This window comes from Pantoea alfalfae, from assembly GCF_019880205.1.
GTDB classification, from domain to species: domain Bacteria; phylum Pseudomonadota; class Gammaproteobacteria; order Enterobacterales; family Enterobacteriaceae; genus Pantoea; species Pantoea alfalfae.
On the sequence record NZ_CP082292.1, the window covers coordinates 888,751 to 907,061 of the forward strand.

14 protein-coding genes are annotated in these 18,311 nt (G+C 56.9%); 12 read left to right on the forward strand and 2 right to left on the reverse strand.

Translation table 11 applies throughout. The features are described from left to right. Positions 1 to 2 precede the first annotated feature (2 nt). The 7 genes from ispD (at position 3) to rpoS (ending at position 6,124) form a co-directional block, all read left to right on the forward strand. Positions 3 to 719 (forward strand): 2-C-methyl-D-erythritol 4-phosphate cytidylyltransferase, encoded by a 717-nt coding sequence (gene ispD, locus K6R05_RS04225; RefSeq protein WP_222925051.1) that lies wholly within the window; start codon positions 3 to 5, stop codon positions 717 to 719. Further along, complete coding sequence (gene ispF / locus K6R05_RS04230; protein WP_008927107.1) at positions 719 to 1,201, forward strand: 2-C-methyl-D-erythritol 2,4-cyclodiphosphate synthase; 483 nt, start codon at positions 719 to 721, stop codon at positions 1,199 to 1,201. The genes ispD and ispF overlap by 1 nt, the downstream gene beginning before the upstream one ends. Next, positions 1,198 to 2,238, forward strand: a complete 1,041-nt coding sequence (gene truD / locus K6R05_RS04235; protein ID WP_222925052.1) for a tRNA pseudouridine(13) synthase TruD — start codon at positions 1,198 to 1,200, stop codon at positions 2,236 to 2,238. Before ispF ends, truD begins: the two co-directional genes overlap by 4 nt. 191 nt (positions 2,239 to 2,429) lie before the next feature. Further along, a complete protein-coding gene (gene surE / locus K6R05_RS04240; RefSeq protein WP_150014618.1) occupies positions 2,430 to 3,191 on the forward strand; it encodes a 5'/3'-nucleotidase SurE in 762 nt (253 codons plus the stop codon). After that, a complete protein-coding gene (locus K6R05_RS04245) occupies positions 3,185 to 3,811 on the forward strand; it encodes a protein-L-isoaspartate(D-aspartate) O-methyltransferase (RefSeq protein ID WP_161732778.1) in 627 nt (208 codons plus the stop codon). Before surE ends, K6R05_RS04245 begins: the two co-directional genes overlap by 7 nt. A gap of 162 nt (positions 3,812 to 3,973) precedes the next feature. Further along, positions 3,974 to 5,074, forward strand: a complete 1,101-nt coding sequence (gene nlpD, locus K6R05_RS04250; protein WP_161732888.1) for a murein hydrolase activator NlpD — start codon at positions 3,974 to 3,976, stop codon at positions 5,072 to 5,074. A gap of 57 nt (positions 5,075 to 5,131) precedes the next feature. Then, positions 5,132 to 6,124 carry an RNA polymerase sigma factor RpoS gene (gene rpoS / locus K6R05_RS04255; RefSeq protein ID WP_161732776.1) on the forward strand — a complete coding sequence of 331 codons (993 nt, stop codon included), beginning with the start codon at positions 5,132 to 5,134 and terminating at the stop codon, positions 6,122 to 6,124. Positions 6,125 to 6,257: 133 nt separating this feature from the next. On the opposite strand, the gene mutS is transcribed toward rpoS, so the two are convergent. Next, a complete protein-coding gene (gene mutS / locus K6R05_RS04260; protein WP_161732774.1) occupies positions 6,258 to 8,819 on the reverse strand; it encodes a DNA mismatch repair protein MutS in 2,562 nt (853 codons plus the stop codon). A gap of 307 nt (positions 8,820 to 9,126) precedes the next feature. After that, positions 9,127 to 9,729 carry a two-component system response regulator NarL gene (gene narL, locus K6R05_RS04265; protein ID WP_262390914.1) on the reverse strand — a complete coding sequence of 201 codons (603 nt, stop codon included), beginning with the start codon at positions 9,727 to 9,729 and terminating at the stop codon, positions 9,127 to 9,129. Between the two features lie 356 nt (positions 9,730 to 10,085). On the opposite strand from narL, the gene K6R05_RS04270 reads away from it, so the two are divergent. The 5 genes from K6R05_RS04270 to narI all read left to right on the forward strand — a co-directional run bounded on the left by K6R05_RS04270 (position 10,086) and on the right by narI (position 18,280). Next, entirely contained in the window at positions 10,086 to 11,477 is a 1,392-nt protein-coding gene (locus K6R05_RS04270; RefSeq protein WP_222925054.1) for a NarK family nitrate/nitrite MFS transporter, read from the forward strand. Positions 11,478 to 11,578: 101 nt separating this feature from the next. Beyond that, positions 11,579 to 15,340: a nitrate reductase subunit alpha gene (locus K6R05_RS04275; RefSeq protein WP_222925055.1), complete on the forward strand. Its 3,762-nt coding sequence runs from the start codon at positions 11,579 to 11,581 to the stop codon at positions 15,338 to 15,340. Further along, positions 15,337 to 16,881 carry a nitrate reductase subunit beta gene (gene narH / locus K6R05_RS04280; RefSeq protein ID WP_222925056.1) on the forward strand — a complete coding sequence of 515 codons (1,545 nt, stop codon included), beginning with the start codon at positions 15,337 to 15,339 and terminating at the stop codon, positions 16,879 to 16,881. Before K6R05_RS04275 ends, narH begins: the two co-directional genes overlap by 4 nt. After that, entirely contained in the window at positions 16,878 to 17,606 is a 729-nt protein-coding gene (narJ, locus tag K6R05_RS04285; RefSeq protein ID WP_222925057.1) for a nitrate reductase molybdenum cofactor assembly chaperone, read from the forward strand. Before narH ends, narJ begins: the two co-directional genes overlap by 4 nt. Next, entirely contained in the window at positions 17,603 to 18,280 is a 678-nt protein-coding gene (gene narI / locus K6R05_RS04290) for a respiratory nitrate reductase subunit gamma (protein WP_222925058.1), read from the forward strand. The genes narJ and narI overlap by 4 nt, the downstream gene beginning before the upstream one ends. The last annotated feature ends 31 nt before the right edge of the window (positions 18,281 to 18,311 follow it).

Consider the following 18,311-nt stretch of genomic DNA (forward strand, 5'->3'; position numbering starts at 1 on the left):
TCATGAACACTCTGGCCTCCCTTGCGGATGTGATTGCCGTGGTGCCCGCTGCCGGGATCGGCAGCCGCATGCAGGCAACCTGTCCAAAGCAGTATCTGACGATTGGTCAGCACACCCTTCTGGAACACAGCATTGCACGTCTGTTTTCCCATCCCGCTATCAGACAGGTGATTGTTGCCCTTAGCCCCGATGACGAGCACTTTGCTTCCCTGCCGCTGGCACGCGATCCGCGCGTGGTCAGGGTCACAGGCGGAGAGACCCGTGCCGAATCGGTGCTGGCAGGACTCCAGGCCGCACAGGGTTCCGCCTGGGTGCTGGTCCATGACGCTGCGCGTCCCTGTCTGCATCCCGACGATCTCCAGCAACTGCTCAACGTGCGCGAACAGAGCCACGTAGGCGGAATTCTGGCCGCGCCCGTGCGCGACACGATGAAGCGGGGCGAGCCGGGCAAAGCGGCAGTGGCCCATACCGTAGAACGTGACGATCTCTGGCACGCTTTAACACCGCAATTTTTCCCTCATGCACTGCTCACCGCCTGCCTGACGCGGGCGCTGGCAGAAGGCGCGACCATCACCGATGAGGCGTCGGCGCTAGAGTATTGCGGCTACCATCCGCTGTTAGTCAGCGGACGCAGTGATAACATCAAAGTCACCCGGCCAGAAGATCTGGCGCTGGCGGCTTTTTATCTGAGTCAGATTCAATTAGAGGAGAGCGCATGATGCGTATCGGTCACGGTTTTGACGTTCACGCCTTTGGCGGAGAAGGTCCGTTAGTGATTGGCGGTGTGCGGATCCCGTTTGAACACGGTTTTATCGCCCATTCGGATGGCGATGTAGCGCTGCATGCGCTGACTGACGCGCTGCTTGGCGCAGTAGCGATGGGCGACATCGGCAAGCTGTTTCCCGACACCGATCCGGCCTTTAAAGGGGCGGACAGCCGCGGCCTGTTGCGAGAGGCCTGGCGTCGTATCGAAGCCAAAGGCTATCGTATCGGTAATGTCGACGTTACGATTATTGCTCAGGCTCCGAAAATGCTGCCGCACGTGCCACAGATGCGCATCAACATTGCAGAAGATTTAGGCTGCCATATGGATGCGGTCAACGTCAAAGCGACCACCACCGAGAAGCTCGGCTTTACCGGGCGCGGCGAAGGCATCGCCTGTGAAGCGGTCGCGTTAGTTCTGAAAGCTGACAGCCAATGACGCTGAATTACCTGCACGGCACGCCCACAGCCGTCGGCGTGATCAAAGCCAACCCGGAAGATTTCGTGGTGGTGGAAGACCTCGGGTATGGCGCGGATGGGGAAGGTGAGCATCTGCTGGTGCGTATCCGTAAGGTCGGGGCCAATACCCGCTTTGTGGCGGAGGCGCTGGCTAAGTATCTTGGTATTCATCAGCGCGACATGAGCTATGCCGGGATGAAAGACCGCCATGCGGTCACGGAGCAGACCCTCTGTTTTCGTCTGCCAGGCAATGCGATGCCCGATCTGCGTGGTTTTTCGCTTGAGGGCGTCGACATTCTGCAGGTGGTACGCCACAAGCGTAAGCTGCGCATCGGCGCACTGGCAGGGAATGCGTTCCGGCTGGTCATTCGCCAGATCAGCGATCGTGATGCGGTTGAAACGCGTCTGGCGCAGATTCGCGATGCGGGCGCGCCCAACTATTTTGGTGAACAGCGTTTTGGTCGCGGCGGCAATAACCTGGAGATGGCGGAAAAGTGGGCGCGCAATGAGATCATTATTCGCGACCGCAACAAGCGCAGCCTGATGCTTTCTGCCGCACGCAGTGCGCTGTTTAATCAGGTGACCAGTGCGCGTCTGCAAAAGCAGGGCAGCCTGACGCAGGTGCTCAACGGCGATGCTTTGCAGCTGACTGGCCGTGGCAGCTGGTTTGTTGCCCAGCCTGATGAACTTGCAGAGTCACAGCGCCGGGTTGAACAGCATGAGCTGCGCATTACCGCGCCGCTGCCCGGACGCGGTGAGCCTGGCCCGCAGGCTGACGCGCTGGCCTTTGAGCAGCAGGCGCTGGCGGATGAGTCGCTGCTGCTGGAATTAATGGAACGTGAGAAGGTCGATGCCGCCCGCCGCGCCATGCTGGTGGTGCCGCGCGATATGCAATGGAGCTGGTGGGATGACGTCACGCTGGAACTGGCGTTCTGGCTGCCTGCGGGTAGCTTTGCCACCAGCGTGGTCCGGGAGCTGCTGACTCAAACGGATGCGCCCGATCAGCCTGATGAGTAATCTTCGCTGCAACATGACCCGACTTGTGGGTAATGTTGCGGCAAACCCCCACCGTCGTGTGATTTACGCCTACCACTTCCTTGCGTGCCTCGCTAGAATGCAAAAATCGCTGTCCATTCATCACCTGTTGCCATGCCGTTGAAACAGGTTCAGTCACGGCGACCAGTCGAATAAAAAAAGGTCAGAACGAAATGCGGATATTGCTCAGCAACGATGACGGCATTCATGCGCCAGGCATTCAGACTCTGGCAAACGCTCTGCGGCAGATTGCTGACGTGCAGGTTGTTGCTCCCGATCGTAACCGAAGCGGTGCCTCCAACTCCTTAACGCTGGAAACACCTCTGCGTACTTTCACCCATGAAAACGGCGATATCGCGGTTCAGATGGGCACCCCGACCGATTGCGTCTATCTGGGGGTGAATGCGCTGATGCAGCCGCGTCCTGACATTGTGGTGTCAGGCATCAATGCCGGCCCTAATCTTGGCGATGATGTCATCTACTCCGGCACGGTGGCGGCGGCGATGGAAGGGCGACATCTTGGTTTACCGGCGATAGCGGTTTCGCTTAACGGCCATCAGCACTACGCCACTGCGGCAGCGGTGACCTGCGCAATCCTCAGGGCGCTGACGCATGAACCGCTGCGCACCGGCCGCATTCTCAACATCAATGTCCCCGATCTGCCGCTGGCCGAACTTAAAGGCATCCGCGTGACGCGCTGTGGCAGTCGCCATCCAGCGGATCAGGTGATTGCGCAGCAGGATCCGCGTGGCAATACCCTCTACTGGATTGGCCCGCCGGGCGAAAAACTGGATGCGGGCCCGGATACGGACTTTGCCGCCGTGGATCAGGGCTACGTTTCTGTGACCGCACTACATGTCGATTTAACGGCGCACAGCGCGCAGAATGTGCTCAGTGACTGGCTGGCTAAAGCTGAGGTGAACCTGGCATGGTGAATCGGCGTATTGAGACATTGCTGTCACAACTGCGTCAGCAGGGTATTGATGATGAGAACCTGCTGAAAGCCATCAGCGAGGTGCCACGCGAACGGTTTATTGACGAGGCGTTTGAGCATAAAGCCTGGGACAATGTAGCCTTGCCTATCGGCTCCGGTCAGACGATCTCACAGCCCTATATGGTCGCGCGGATGACCGCGTTACTCGGCCTGAATCCGCATTCGCGTGTACTGGAGATTGGTACGGGGTCCGGGTATCAGACAGCGATTCTTGCCCATCTGGTAGACCATGTTTATTCAGTGGAACGCATCAAAGGGCTGCAGTGGCAGGCCAAGCGTCGTCTGAAACAGCTGGATCTGCATAATGTCTCAACCCGCCATGGCGATGGCTGGCAGGGCTGGCCTTCTCGCGGGCCGTTCGATGCCATTATCGTTACAGCCGCTCCACCGGAAATTCCGATTGCGCTGATAGCACAACTGGCAGAAGGCGGCATTATGGTGCTGCCGGTTGGCGAAGATCATCAGGTACTGAAGCGCCTGCGTCGCCAGGGCGCAGAAGTTACGGAAGAGATCATTGAACCGGTGCGTTTTGTTCCGCTGGTGCAGGGCGATCTCGCCTGACGCTCTTCGTATTTCTTCACAACTGTTTCATGGCACCACCTGGTTGATATTGTTACTATCCAGTTTATTCAACGAAAACACAGATTTTATCGCGCCGCGCAGAGCATTCTGCTGGCCGGTGCAGTGAAACAGATAGATCAGCGTTGCCATCACGGGGGATTAATGAGCACGGGAAGCACACTTTTTCAGTTACGCCGTCTGGCGGCACTTTCACTGGTAGGATTCTGGCTTGCAGGCTGTAGCTCCGGCGACAACTCACAGGCACCCATCAGTCGCGTTGGCGATGATGGTGGCATGATGAACAGCCAGGCTGGCGCAGGCCCGGTTTCGGGTGGTGTTCCTGCCGCGCCGTCTCAGGGACAAATGTTAAGCAGAAATTCAGCATCTGTTCCCAGCAATGGTGGAATGATTAGTACCAACAGTAATGTTGAGACGCAGAACGGCCGGATAGTGTACAACCGCAGTTACCAGAATATTCCTAAGGGTAGCTACTCCGGTGAAACGTATACCGTTAAGCGCGGAGACACCTTGTTTTACATTGCCTGGATTACCGGCAATGATTTCCGTGATTTAGCCCAGCGCAATAACGTTGCCGCGCCATATAGCCTGAATGTAGGCCAGACTTTACAGATTGGTAACGGATCGGGCCAGCCGATTACCGGTGGAAATCCCATTACCGTTGCTGATGCAACGCAGGGCGGCGTGCCGGCCGCGCCACAAATTAAATCGCCTGCTGTTGCACAGCAACCTGTTATTACGTATTCTGATGATTCAGGTAATTCGGGTGGCAGCAAATTGTTGCCTTCGAAAGGAGCAAATGTTGCAACGACAACAGCTCCGGTGATTACCGCACCCCCAACGGTTAGCAGTACTACCAACAGTTCAACGCCGGTCGGAAGCTGGCGCTGGCCGACTGACGGGAAGATTATCGATAACTTCTCTGCCGCCGAAGGTGGCAATAAAGGTATCGATATCGCCGGGACGCGCGGACAATCTGTGGTTGCCACTGCTTCAGGACGAGTGGTTTACGCAGGTAACGCACTCCGGGGTTACGGTAATTTGATCATCATTAAACACAACGATGATTACCTGAGCGCCTACGCCCACAACGATACAATGCTGGTTCGGGAACAACAGGAAGTTAAGGCGGGGCAAAAGATCGCTACCATGGGTAGCACCGGAACCAGTTCAGTCAGATTACACTTTGAAATTCGTTACAAGGGGAAATCCGTAAACCCGTTGCGTTATTTACCGCAGCGATAATCCGGCAGAACAAAACTGTTTTATGTTCTGCCCTGGAATCACGGGTAGGAGCCGCTTATGAGCCAGAATACGCTGAAAGTAAACGAGTTACATGAGAACGCGGAATTCGATGAGAATGGAGCTGAAATTTTTGACGAGAAGGCACTCGTTGAAAACGAAGCCAGTGATAGCGACGTAGCGGAAGAAGAGTTGCTATCACAGGGTGCGACGCAGCGTGTATTAGATGCGACGCAGCTCTATCTTGGGGAGATTGGCTATTCTCCGTTGTTAACGGCAGAGGAAGAAGTTTTCTTCGCTCGCCGTGCATTGAGAGGTGACATCCCTTCCCGTCGCCGCATGATTGAAAGTAACTTACGCCTGGTAGTGAAAATCGCCCGTCGTTACAGCAATCGTGGTTTAGCCCTGCTGGACCTGATTGAAGAAGGTAACCTCGGCCTGATTCGTGCCGTTGAGAAATTTGACCCCGAGCGCGGGTTCCGTTTCTCAACCTATGCTACCTGGTGGATTCGTCAGACCATTGAACGGGCGATCATGAATCAAACCCGTACCATTCGTCTGCCGATTCACATTGTAAAAGAACTGAATGTTTATCTGCGAACTGCGCGTGAACTTTCCCACAAGCTCGACCATGAGCCGAGTGCGGAAGAGATCGCCGATCAGCTTGATAAACCTGTTGAGGACGTAAGCCGTATGTTACGTCTCAACGAACGCATTACCTCAGTTGATACGCCATTGGGCGGTGATTCTGAAAAAGCGCTGCTGGATATTCTGGCCGATGAGAAAGACAACGGCCCTGAAGACACCACGCAGGACGATGATATGAAACAAAGCATCGTCAAATGGCTGTTCGAACTGAACGCCAAGCAGCGTGAAGTGCTGGCACGTCGTTTCGGCCTGTTAGGCTATGAAGCGGCAACGCTTGAGGATGTGGGTCGTGAAATCGGCTTAACCCGTGAGCGTGTACGTCAGATTCAGGTTGAAGGTTTGCGCCGTCTGCGAGAAATCCTGCAGGCGCAGGGCCTCAGCATCGAAGCACTGTTTCGTGAATAATCGTCTGTAAGATGGTCTGAGTTCGAATGCAAAAAGCGGTGGTGAAAACCACCGTTTTTTTTATGCCTGCAGAAAAGTGATTTACAGAAGTGTGCCAGCGCCGCACCGTGCGTTCACACGATGCGGCGTGCTATCACACCAGTGATTTAAGCCGGTAAATCCAGTCGAGCGCCTGACGCGGTGTCAGCGTATCCGGATCCAGCGCCTCAAGCGCCTCCACCGCTGGCGAGGTCTCTTCAACCAGCAGCGGCAGCTGAGAACCATCTACCGTTGATGATGCCGAGTGATTTGAAACGGTTTCCAGCTCTTTCAGCTTGTTGCGCGCTCGCTTGATCACCTCTTTAGGCACGCCGGCCAGCGCGGCTACGGCCAGACCATAACTCTTGCTCGCTGCACCTTCCTGAACGCTGTGCATAAAGGCAATAGTGTCGCCATGCTCAACCGCATCCAGATGGACGTTGACCACGCCTTCCATTTTTTCCGGCAATGTTGTCAGCTCAAAGTAGTGGGTGGCAAACAGCGTCATCGCCTTGATGCGGTTCGCCAGGTTTTCGGCGCATGCCCAGGCCAGCGATAAACCGTCGTAGGTCGAGGTGCCGCGTCCAATCTCATCCATTAGCACCAGACTGTTTTCAGTGGCGTTATGCAGGATGTTTGCGGTTTCGGTCATCTCAACCATAAAGGTCGAGCGCCCGGAGGCGAGATCGTCAGCGGCACCGACGCGGGTAAAGATGCGATCCAGTGGTCCAATCAGCGTCTCATCGGCAGGAACGAAACTGCCAATCCATGCCATCAGCGCAATCAGTGCCGCCTGTCGCATATAGGTACTTTTACCACCCATGTTAGGACCGGTAATAATCAGCATTCTGCGCTGGGGTGCCAGTGACAGCGGGTTAGCAATAAACGGCTCTTTCAGGACCTGTTCAACCACCGGATGGCGACCGCCACTGATTTTAATGCCGGCTTTATCCTGCAGCACAGGACGGCAATAGTTCAGGGTCCAGGCACGTTCTGCCAGGTTGCTCAACACGTCCAGTTCGGCCAGCGCGGCGGCACTCAGCTGTAGCGCTTCAAGGTGCGGCAGCAACTGATCGAACAGCGCCTCATACAGGCTCTTCTCCAGCGACAGGGCTTTACCCTTCGAGGTGAGAACTTTATCTTCGTACTCTTTCAGTTCCGGGATGATGTAGCGCTCAGCGTTTTTCAGCGTCTGACGACGGACATAGTGCATCGGAACCTGATGACTCTGTCCCCGACTCACCTGGATGTAATAACCATGCACACCGTTAAAGCCGACCTTCAGCGTATCCAGTCCCAGCTTCTCGCGTTCACGGATCTCCAGCCGGTCAAGGTAGTCGGTAGCGCCATCGGCCAGCGCGCGCCACTCATCCAGCTCCGCGTTGTAGCCTGGCGCAATCACCCCGCCGTCGCGAATCAGCACCGGCGGTGACTCAATCACCGCCTGTTCCAGCAGCTCACGTAACGCGCTGAATTCGCCCATCTGCGTGCGCAGCTTCTGTAGCTGTGGCGCTTTAACGTCGGCCAGCAGTTGGTTGAGTTCCGGCAGTTGTTGAAACGCATGACGCATGCGGGCCAGGTCGCGCGGACGCGCGGTGCGCAGTGCGAGACGCGCCAGGATACGCTCCAGATCGCCGACCTGACGCAGCACCGGCTGCAGCACGTCGCTGAGATTCTGCAGTTCAGCAATCGACTCCTGACGCTGGTTAATGATGCGCACATCACGCAGCGGCATATGCAACCAGCGCTTCAGCATCCGGCTGCCCATCGGGGTGACGGTTTTATCCAGCACAGCCGCTAAGGTGTTGTCAGTACCGCCAGCCAGGTTCTGGGTAATCTCCAGATTGCGGCGGGTGGCGGCATCCATGATGATGCTGTCCTGCTGCCGCTCCATGCTCAGCGAGCGGATGTGGGGCAGCGTGGTGCGCTGGGTATCTTTGACATATTGCAACAGGCAGCCCGCCGCACTCAGTCCGAGGTGCGCGTTCTCTACGCCGAAGCCATTGAGGTCGCGGGTGCCGAACTGCAGATTCAGCTGCTGGCGCGCGGTGTCAATTTCAAACTCCCACAGCGGACGACGGCGCAGGCCACGACGCTGATCGATCAGCGACATCGCCTGAAAATCTTCAGGGTAGAGCAGCTCAGCAGGATTGGTGCGCTGTAGCTCTGCCGCCATGGTTTCGGCATCAGCCGGTTCGCTTAATCGAAAACGGCCTGAGCTGATATCCAGCGTGGCGTAGCCAAAACCGCGCGGACTTTGCACAATCGCCGCCAGCAGATTGTCATGCCGCTCCTGCAATAGCGCCTCATCACTGATGGTGCCGGGTGTTACAATGCGCACCACTTTGCGCTCGACCGGTCCTTTGCTCAGCGCCGGATCGCCTATCTGCTCGCAGATGGCAACCGATTCGCCCAGCTGAACCAGCTTAGCCAGATAGCCTTCAACCGCATGATAGGGCACACCTGCCATCGGGATCGGTTCGCCCGCGGACGCGCCGCGTTTGGTGAGTGAAATCTCCAGCAGCTGTGAGGCGCGTTTTGCGTCGTCATAAAACAGCTCGTAGAAGTCACCCATACGGTAAAACAGCAGAATATCAGGATGCTCAGCCTTGAGGCGCAGGTACTGCTGCATCATGGGCGTATGGGAAGGAAAGTCCTTTTCGGTTGGCTCTTGCATAAGGTTTTAACTCATCTTTAATGCGGTAAATTTCTGGCGGTCAACGCCCATGAAACCGAAAGGATTCGCGTCGGCGCGCAGGATAACCAGATGATAACGAATAGGGCAGGGCATATGCCAGCCTGATAATCGCCCTGATCCTGACCGGGTGTAACCTGACAGGCATCCTGGCAAATGTGGCGACGGCTGGCGACAGAAAAGTGGCGTTTTTCATGATGCTGGCGTGGTGCTGCGAGACGGCTCGCGATTTCTGCGTCAGTTTATGGCGGAAGGGGCGGCGCTACAGCGCACAGCAGAAGGAAAATACTCAGTGCAGCCCGTTCTGCAGCGCCCAGACGGCGGCTTCAAGGCGGGATTTGAGGTTCATTTTTTTCAGCAGATATTTGACGTGAACCTTGACCGTGCTTTCACTGATAGCCAGTTTGCGGGCAATCGCTTTGTTGGTCATTCCATCGCTGATCAGTTGCAGGATGTCGCGTTCACGTCGGGTCAGCTGGCTGATATCGCGCGTCTGCGCAGGCTGTGAATTGCGCAACCGCGCAACCAGAATTGGGGTTAACGCTTCGCTCAGTACGATCTGCCCGGCGGCCGCCTGATGCAGCGCTTTCAGCAAGGCTTCGGGTTCCATATCTTTCAGCAGATAACCATCCGCACCGCGCTTCAGCGCGCTGACCACATCCTCTTCATTATCGGAAACGCTGAACACCACCACCCGGCCAGAAAGGGCGATTTGGCGCAGTTGGGTGAGGGTATCCAGCCCGCTCAGACCCGGCATATTAAGATCCAGCAGGATCAGGTCGGGATCGTGCTGTTGTGCCAGCGCCAGACCATCAATGCCGTTACCCGCCTCGGCCACTACCTGCAGTCGTTCATCCAGCGCAATCAGCTGCTTCAGACCGTTGCGCAGCATAGGATGATCATCGATTAATAAGAGCGTAAATTTCTCTGCCGTCACAATCTTTCCTGTCCTATACGCCAGCCCTGTACGGGCGGAGGTGCCTATCTTACCGGTGAAGCGGGGTCGCTATATACCCCCAAAGGACTACTCCTTTATTTCCATTCAGATGCCCTTTTGCTGAAGATGTTCGCAGCTGCAATTAAACCGCATGATTTATAAGGGTTATCTGCATTCAGTTAACTACTTAACCGGGATGAGCTGAGATTGCCACGCCTTTGTAACCTGCATTGCCGTTGATTTGTATCAAGCAAGCCACCAGGCCGGATGCGCAGGATATGCACAATTATTATTCTGCTGATGAGAGATTTATGACCCAATCTGCCCCATTGCAAACCCCGACGCGCGGCGCGTTAATCCAGGACTGGCAACCTGAAAATGAGGCGTTCTGGCAGACGCGCGGCAAGCGTATCGCCAGCCGTAACCTGTGGATTTCTGTTTTTTGCCTGCTGCTGGGCTTCTGCGTCTGGATGCTGTTCAGCACCGTCGCGGTGAATCTGAATAAAGTCGGCTTTAACTTCACTACGGAGCAGCTCTTTTTGCTGACCGCGCTGCCGTCTGTGTCCGGCGCGCTGCTGCGTGTGCCTTACTCTTTTGTTATTCCCATCTTTGGTGGTCGCCGCTGGACTGCTTTCAGCACCGGCATCCTGATTATCCCCTGCCTGTGGCTCGGCTTTGCGGTACAGGACAGCCAGACCTCATTCGCCACATTTATGGTGATCTCCCTGCTGTGCGGATTTGGTGGCGCTAACTTTGCTTCGAGCATGGGCAACATCAGCTTCTTCTTCCCTAAAGCCCATCAGGGGGGCGCGCTGGGTATCAACGGCGGCCTTGGTAATCTTGGCGTCAGCGTGATGCAGTTTGTCGCACCGCTGGCAATCTCCTGTGCCATTTTTGGCTTTGCCGATGTGGGTCAAACCACCGTCACCGGCGACAGCATCTGGCTGGAAAATGCGTCCTGGATCTGGGTGCCTTTCCTGGCGATCGGCACGCTCGCAGCCTGGTTCGGCATGAACGATCTCGCGGCGGCGAAATCCTCGCTGCGTGAGCAGTTGCCGGTGCTGAAACGTCCACATTTGTGGATTATGGCACTGCTCTATCTGGCGACCTTCGGTTCCTTTATCGGATTTTCTGCTGGTTTCGCCATGCTGACGAAAACGCAGTTTCCAGATGTTGTGATCATGCATTACGCCTTTTTCGGCCCGTTAATTGGTGCGCTGGCCCGTTCAGCAGGCGGCATCGTTTCTGACCGCCTCGGCGGTACCCGCGTCACGCTGGTTAACTACATCCTGATGGCGCTGTTTGCCGCACTGTTGTTCCTCACACTGCCGGGAGATGGACATGATGGCTCGTTCATTGCCTTCTTCGCCGTGTTTATGGGCCTGTTTCTGACCGCCGGTCTGGGCAGTGGCTCCACCTACCAGATGATTGCGGTGATCTTCCGCAAGCTGACGCTGGAACGTATCAAAGCTGAAGGTGGTGACGATGCGCATGCGCAGCGTGAAGCGGCAACTGAAACCTCGGCTGCGCTGGGCTTTATCTCCGCCATTGGTGCACTGGGCGGCTTCTTTATTCCACAGACCTTTGGCCTGTCGCTTGCCATGACAGGTTCACCTGCTGGCGCGATGAAAATCTTCCTGGTCTTCTATCTCTGCTGCATCGCCGTGACCGGGCTGGTTTACGGACGAAAAGCCCGCGCCTGATAACGACAAAGCCGGTGTGGCGCACCGGCACCATTTTACTTTCTGTATCGCGACAGATGCAGAGTCAGCAATGTCATACCAGGCCTTCAGGAGTATTCCGGATGAGCAAGTTTCTTGATCGATTTCGTTATTTCAAACAGCTGGCTGAGCCCTTTTCCGGCCAGCATGGGCAGACTTTAAACAGTAACCGCGACTGGGAAGATGGTTATCGCAGCCGCTGGCAGCACGATAAAGTCGTACGCTCTACCCACGGTGTTAACTGTACCGGCTCCTGCAGCTGGAAAATCTACGTCAAAAATGGATTGGTCACCTGGGAGACCCAGCAGACCGACTATCCGCGTACGCGTCCCGATCTGCCTAACCATGAGCCGCGTGGTTGCCCACGTGGAGCCAGCTACTCCTGGTATCTCTACAGCGCTAACCGCCTGAAATATCCGCTGATGCGTAAGAAGCTGATTCAGCTGTGGCGCGACGCGAAGGCGCAGCACAGCGATCCGGTGGAGGCCTGGGCATCCATTATCAGCAATCCAGAGAAAGCGAAAAGCTACAAGCAGGCGCGCGGACGCGGCGGCTTTGTGCGTTCCAGCTGGCAGGAAGTGAACGAGATGATCGCTGCTGCGAACATCTGCACCGCGAAGACCTACGGCCCTGACCGAATTATGGGATTCTCGCCGATTCCGGCGATGTCGATGGTCTCTTACGCTGCCGGCGCTCGTTATCTGTCACTGATCGGCGGAACCTGCCTGAGCTTCTATGACTGGTATTGCGATCTGCCGCCTGCGTCACCGATGACCTGGGGCGAGCAGACCGACGTGCCGGAATCGGCCGACTGGTACAACTCCTCTTACATTATTGCCTGGGGCTCCAACGTGCCGCAGACCCGTACCCCGGATGCGCACTTCTTTACGGAAGTCCGCTATAAAGGGACAAAAACCGTGGCAATCACCCCGGACTATGCAGAAGTCGCGAAGCTGTGCGACCAGTGGCTGAGTCCGAAGCAGGGCACCGACAGCGCGATGGCGCTGGCGATGGGCCATGTGATGCTGAAAGAGTTTCATCTTGATCGCGAAGTCGGTTATTTCCGCGACTATGTGCGCCGCTACACCGATATGCCGATGCTGGTCATGCTGGAGCCACGCGAGGGTGGCTACTACGCCGCAGGCCGTCAGCTACGCGCCAGCGATCTGGTGGATGGTCTGGGTCAGGAGAATAACCCGGAGTGGAAAACCGTGGCGCTGGATCAGGCGACCGGTGAATTGATTGCGCCGCAGGGCTCTATCGGCTTCCGCTGGGGCGAAAAAGGGAAATGGAACCTGGAGCAGCGCGACGGCCTGTCACAAAAAGAAGTGGAGCTGCAACTCAGCCTGCTCGGCAGCCACGATGAGGTCGTTGAAGTCGGTTTCCCTTACTTTGGCGGCATCACCAGCGAGCATTTTAACAGCGTCGCGCTGGATGAGATTCTGCTGCACAAGCTGCCGGTGAAACGCCTGAAACTGGCGGATGGCAGTGAAGCGCTGGTCACCAGCGTCTACGATCTGACGCTGGCGAACTACGGTCTGGATCGCGGCCTTGATGATACTAACTGCGCGCAAAGCTACGACGAAATTAAAGCCTACAGTCCGGCCTGGGCAGAGCAGATTACGAGTGTTTCCCGGCAGAACATCATCCGCATTGCCCGTGAGTTTGCCGAAAACGCCGAGAAAACCCGTGGCCGTTCAATGATTATCGTCGGTGCCGGTATGAACCACTGGTACCACATGGACATGAACTACCGCGGCCTGATGAACATGCTGATTTTCTGCGGCTGCGTCGGTCAGAGCGGCGGGGGCTGGGCGCACTATGTCGGTCAGGAGAAACTCCGTCCACAGACTGGCTGGACCCCGCTGGCCTTTGGCCTCGACTGGCAGCGTCCGCCGCGTCAGATGAACAGCACCTCTTTCTTCTACAACCACTCCAGTCAGTGGCGCTATGAAACCCTGGCTACCAGCGAACTGCTGTCACCGCTGGCGGATAAAAGTCGCTACAGCGGCAGCCTGATCGACCTCAACGTGCGTGCCGAACGCATGGGCTGGCTGCCTTCCGCACCGCAGCTTAACGTCAACCCGCTGCACATCGCGGCGCAGGCGAAAGCCGCCGGTCAGTCCCCGCTGGATTACACCGTGGAAAGCCTGAAGCAGGGCACCATGCGGTTTGCCGCTGAACAGCCGGACGACCCGCAGAACTTCCCGCGTAACCTGTTTGTCTGGCGCTCTAACCTGCTCGGCTCCTCAGGTAAAGGGCATGAGTACATGCTCAAGTACCTGCTGGGCACCGAAAACGGCATTCAGGGTAAAGATTTAGGTCAGCAGGGCCGCGTGAAGCCGGAAGAAGTGGAATGGCTGGATCAGGGTGCCGAAGGCAAGCTGGATCTGGTGGTCACACTCGACTTCCGTATGTCGAGCACCTGTCTCTACTCCGATGTCGTACTGCCAACCGCCACCTGGTATGAAAAAGACGATATGAATACCTCGGATATGCATCCGTTTATTCATCCGCTGTCGGCGGCCGTCGACCCGGCCTGGGATTCAAAAAGCGACTGGGAGATTTATAAAGGCATCGCGAAAGCCTTCTCCGATCTCTGCCCTGGCCATTTAGGTGTTGAAACGGATGTGGTGACGCTGCCGGTGTTGCATGACTCACCGGCCGAACTGGCGCAGCCGTTCGAGACTAAAGACTGGAAAAAAGGCGAGTGCGACCTGATTCCGGGCAAAACCGCGCCACACATTATGGTGGTAGAGCGCGACTATCCGGCGATCTGGGAACGCTTTACCTCGCTGGGACCGTTGCTGGATACCCTGGGTAACGGCGGCAAAGGCATCAGCTGGAACACCAGCAAAGAGGTCGATTTCCTCAAGCTGCTTAACTATGTCAAAGCCGATGGTCCGGCAGCGGGGCGGCCAAATATTGACACGGCGATCGATGCAGCAGAAGTGATCCTGGCACTGGCACCAGAAACCAATGGTCAGGTGGCGGTGAAAGCCTGGCAGGCGCTGGGGGCGATTACCGGTCGTGACCACACGCATCTGGCACTGAACAAAGAAGATGAGAAGATCCGCTTCCGCGATATCCAGGCACAGCCGCGCAAAATTATCTCCAGTCCGACCTGGTCAGGTCTGGAAGATGAACATGTCTCCTACAACGCCTGCTACACCAACGTTCATGAGCTGATCCCGTGGCGTACCCTGAGCGGTCGGCAGCAGCTCTATCAGGACCATGAGTGGATGCGCGCCTTCGGTGAGAGCCTGATGGTTTATCGTCCGCCAATTGATACCCGTGCGGCGAAGCCGTTGCTGAACAGCAAACCCAACGGTAACCCGGAGAAGGCGCTGAACTTCCTGACGCCACATCAGAAATGGGGCATTCACTCCACCTACAGCGACAACCTGCTGATGCTGACGCTATCACGCGGCGGCCCGATTGTCTGGATGAGTGAAGATGACGCCCGCGAGCTGGGCATTGTGGATAACGACTGGATCGAGGCGTTCAACGCCAACGGTGCACTGACCGCGCGTGCGGTGGTGAGCCAGCGTATCCCGGCCGGTATGACCATGATGTATCACGCTCAGGAACGCATCGTGAATATCCCCGGTTCGGAGATCACCAGCCAGCGCGGCGGCATCCATAACTCCGTGACGCGAACCTGCCCGAAACCGACCCATATGATCGGCGGTTATGCCCAGCTCTCCTGGGGCTTTAACTACTACGGCACCGTCGGCTCTAACCGCGATGAGTTCGTGGTGGTCAGAAAAATGAACAACATTAACTGGTTAGATGGGGAAGGCAACGATGCCTGCCAGGGCAGCCAGCAGGAGGTAAAACCATGAAAATTCGTTCACAGGTCGGCATGGTGCTGAATCTCGACAAATGTATCGGCTGCCACACCTGTTCGGTGACCTGTAAAAACGTCTGGACCAGTCGCGAGGGCATGGAATACGCCTGGTTCAATAACGTCGAAAGCAAACCTGGCGTCGGCTATCCGCACGCCTGGGAAAATCAGCAGAAATGGAAGGGTGGCTGGATCCGTAAGATCAACGGCAAGCTGGAGCCGCGCATGGGCAGTCGCGTCGGCCTGCTGTCGAAGATCTTCGCTAACCCGGATGTGCCTGCACTGGATGATTACTACGAGCCGTTCGATTTCGATTATCAGCATCTGCACAACGCGCCTGCCGGTAAACATCAGCCGATCGCACGTCCGCGCTCACTGATCACCGGTGAGCGGATGAAAAAGATCGAAAACGGCCCGAACTGGGAAGAGATCCTTGGCGGCGAATTTGCCAAGCGCTCGCAGGATAAGAACTTCGATAATATCCAGAAGGAGATCTACGGCCAGTTTGAGCATACCTTCATGATGTATCTGCCGCGCCTGTGTGAGCACTGCCTCAACCCGGCGTGCGTGGCGACCTGCCCCAGCGGCGCGATCTACAAGCGCGGCGAAGATGGCATTGTGCTGATCGACCAGGATAAATGTCGCGGCTGGCGGATGTGCCTGACCGGCTGTCCGTACAAGAAGATCTACTTCAACTGGAAAAGCGGCAAATCGGAAAAATGCATTTTCTGTTATCCACGTATTGAAGCGGGCCAGCCCACCGTCTGCTCGGAAACCTGTGTCGGCCGTATCCGCTATCTCGGCGTGCTGCTCTATGACGCTGACCGCATTGAACAGGCGGCCGCAGCGGAAAACGAGAAAGATCTCTATCAGAGCCAGCTGGATATCTTCCTTGATCCCCACGATCCGGCCGTGATCGCCCAGGCACTGAAAGATGGCGTTGCGCAGAGCGTGATCGACGCCGCGCAACGCTCTCCGGTCTACAAAATGGCGATGGAATGGAAGCTGGCGCTGCCGCTTCATCCTGAATACCGCACGCTGCCGATGGTCTGGTATGTGCCGCCATTATCACCGATTCAGTCGGCGGTGGATGGCGGGGCGCTGGCGCATACCGGCGTGCTGCCGGATGTGGAAAGCCTGCGCATTCCGGTTGAGTACCTGGCGAACCTGCTGACCGCAGGCGACACCGCGCCGGTGCTGCTGGCACTGAAACGCATGCTGGCGATGCGCCATTACAAGCGCGCAGAAAGCGTGGACGGTGAGCATGATGTCCGGGCGCTGGAGCAGGTCGGTCTGACCGAAGCGCAGGCGCAGGAGATGTACCGTTATCTGGCGATCGCTAACTATGAAGATCGCTTTGTGGTGCCTTCCAGCCATCGTGAACTGGCGCGTGAAGCCTTCCCGGAAAGCAAAGGCTGTGGCTTCAGCTTTGGCGATGGCTGCCACGGCAGCGACAGCAAATTTAACCTGTTCAACAGCCGCCGTATTGATGCCATTGACGTCAGCAGGAAAACCAGCCGTCCGGAGGATGCCTCATGATCACGCTGCGTGTTGTGTCGCGTCTGCTGGACTACCCGGATGAGGCGCTGTTTACCCACTATCCCGACCTGATCGCGGCGCTGGAAGAGGCCAGCGAACTCAACCTGCAACAGAGCGCACGGCTGGTACGCTTCATCAATCAGCTCTGCACCCGGCCCATGCTGGATGTGCAGGCTGACTACTGCGAACTGTTTGATCGCGGCCGCGCCACCTCGCTGCTGCTGTTTGAACATGTGCACGGTGAGTCGCGCGATCGCGGTCAGGCGATGGTTGATCTGCTGGAACAGTACCGGGCTGACGGTCTGGAACTGGACAGCAAAGAGTTGCCCGATTATCTGCCGCTCTACCTGGAATATCTCGCCTGCAAAAGCGATGAGGCCGCGCGTCAGGGGCTGGAGGACATCGTGCCAATTCTGGCCTTGCTGGCCGCGCGTCTGGAAGAGCGACAGAGTCCTTATGCTGACCTGTTCACCGTGTTACTGACGCTGTCCGGCAGCGCAGTCGATCCTGCGGCCCTCAAGCCCCAGGTGGCGCAGGAAGCGCGTGATGATACCCCGGCAGCACTCGATGCGGTCTGGGAAGAGGAGCAGATTAAATTTCTCGGCGAACAGGGCTGTGCCTCAGCGCAGCAGGCGAGGCATCAGCGTCGCTTCGCCGATGCGGTCGCGCCGCAGTATCTGGATATCGCCGCGGTGACGGCGCGCACCACAGGAGAATCAGCATGAATTTTATTAACACTTTCTTCTTCGATATTTACCCTTACCTGGCCGGGACGGTTTTTCTGGTTGGGAGCTGGCTGCGCTATGACTACGGGCAGTACAGCTGGCGGGCCGGTTCCAGTCAGATGCTGGACAAAAAAGGAATGCGGCTTGCCTCTAACCTTTTCCACATCGGCATCATCGGTATCTTCTTCGGTCATATCGTCGGGATGCTGACCCCGCACTGGATGTATGAATCCTTCCTGCCGATCGACGTGAAGCAGAAGCTGGCGATGATTGCCGGTGGCCTGTTCGGTGCGATGACGCTGGCGGGTGGGGCGCTGCTGCTGAAGCGCCGTCTGACCAATCCACGAGTGCGGGCGACCAGCAGCGTCGGCGACATTCTGATCCTGACGTTGCTGGTGGCTCAGGCCACGCTGGGTCTTCTGACCATTCCGTTCTCTGCTCAGCATTTGGACGGCAGTGAGATGATGAAGCTGGTGGGCTGGGCACAGGCGGTGGTGACCTTCCACGGTGGTGCGTCGCAACATCTTGAGGGCGTCGCGTTTATCTATCGCGTGCACATGGTACTGGGCATGACGCTGTTCCTGCTGTTCCCGTTCTGTCGTCTGGTGCATATCTGGAGCGCACCAGTTGAATATCTGACCCGCCGTTATCAGCTGGTGAGAAACCGCCGCTAATCCCGGAAAGGCTGTGGGGGGAGATACCGCC

Bases quoted from the DNA above. Each gene is read 5' to 3' on its own strand.
- nlpD (WP_161732888.1), top strand. From the start codon at position 3,974: ATGAGCACGGGAAGCACACTTTTTCAGTTACGCCGTCTGGCGGCACTT.
- rpoS (WP_161732776.1), top strand. From the start codon at position 5,132: ATGAGCCAGAATACGCTGAAAGTAAACGAGTTACATGAGAACGCGGAA.
- narL (WP_262390914.1), bottom strand. From the start codon at position 9,729: ATGCTGCGCAACGGTCTGAAGCAGCTGATTGCGCTGGATGAACGACTG.
- narH (WP_222925056.1), top strand. From the start codon at position 15,337: ATGAAAATTCGTTCACAGGTCGGCATGGTGCTGAATCTCGACAAATGT.
- K6R05_RS04245 (WP_161732778.1), top strand. From the start codon at position 3,185: ATGGTGAATCGGCGTATTGAGACATTGCTGTCACAACTGCGTCAGCAG.
- K6R05_RS04270 (WP_222925054.1), top strand. From the start codon at position 10,086: ATGACCCAATCTGCCCCATTGCAAACCCCGACGCGCGGCGCGTTAATC.
- truD (WP_222925052.1), top strand. From the start codon at position 1,198: ATGACGCTGAATTACCTGCACGGCACGCCCACAGCCGTCGGCGTGATC.
- narI (WP_222925058.1), top strand. From the start codon at position 17,603: ATGAATTTTATTAACACTTTCTTCTTCGATATTTACCCTTACCTGGCC.
- ispF (WP_008927107.1), top strand. From the start codon at position 719: ATGCGTATCGGTCACGGTTTTGACGTTCACGCCTTTGGCGGAGAAGGT.
- K6R05_RS04275 (WP_222925055.1), top strand. From the start codon at position 11,579: ATGAGCAAGTTTCTTGATCGATTTCGTTATTTCAAACAGCTGGCTGAG.
- ispD (WP_222925051.1), top strand. From the start codon at position 3: ATGAACACTCTGGCCTCCCTTGCGGATGTGATTGCCGTGGTGCCCGCT.
- surE (WP_150014618.1), top strand. From the start codon at position 2,430: ATGCGGATATTGCTCAGCAACGATGACGGCATTCATGCGCCAGGCATT.
- narJ (WP_222925057.1), top strand. From the start codon at position 16,878: ATGATCACGCTGCGTGTTGTGTCGCGTCTGCTGGACTACCCGGATGAG.
- mutS (WP_161732774.1), bottom strand. From the start codon at position 8,819: ATGCAAGAGCCAACCGAAAAGGACTTTCCTTCCCATACGCCCATGATG.